Origin of the sequence: Priestia sp. SIMBA_032, from assembly GCF_046535215.1 — a bacterium.
Lineage (GTDB): Bacteria > Bacillota > Bacilli > Bacillales > Bacillaceae_H > Priestia > Priestia aryabhattai.
The window spans coordinates 1-293 of sequence record NZ_JAWRXD010000426.1 but is presented as its reverse complement, the minus strand read 5'-3'; the positions used below and the strand labels follow the sequence as shown (position 1 = coordinate 293).

Sequence of the window (293 nt, the reverse complement as noted above, 5' to 3'; positions counted from 1 at the left end):
CCGCGCTAGCGGAGGATGGCCGCGGCGACCATCCCGGCGGACGCGGTTCCGAGGACGGCCACCAAGGTCAACGAGACCCGGTGCGCTGCGGCCCACGGCGGGAGACGCCGGACGCGAGCGAGCCGGTGCGGCCGGCGGCGGGACGTCCGGCGTGGCTCTTCCGGCGCCGCGTCATCCCGGTCGAGGAGGGTGTTCGGGACGAACTCGACGAGTCCACATTGCTTGCACATGCAGACGTAACGATGCACAGCCAGTCCGACGCCGTAATAGGGGTTGGGGAAGACCCGAGCGCG

Annotated in this window: 1 protein-coding gene; it reads right to left on the bottom strand. The window is 71.3% G+C overall.

Annotated features, from left to right (window positions below; genetic code table 11):
* Nucleotides 1–5: 5 nt before the first annotated feature.
* Nucleotides 6–293, bottom strand: a 288-nt coding sequence (locus SB717_RS35020; RefSeq protein WP_410907499.1) for a hypothetical protein, incomplete at its 5' end; no start/stop codon positions are given.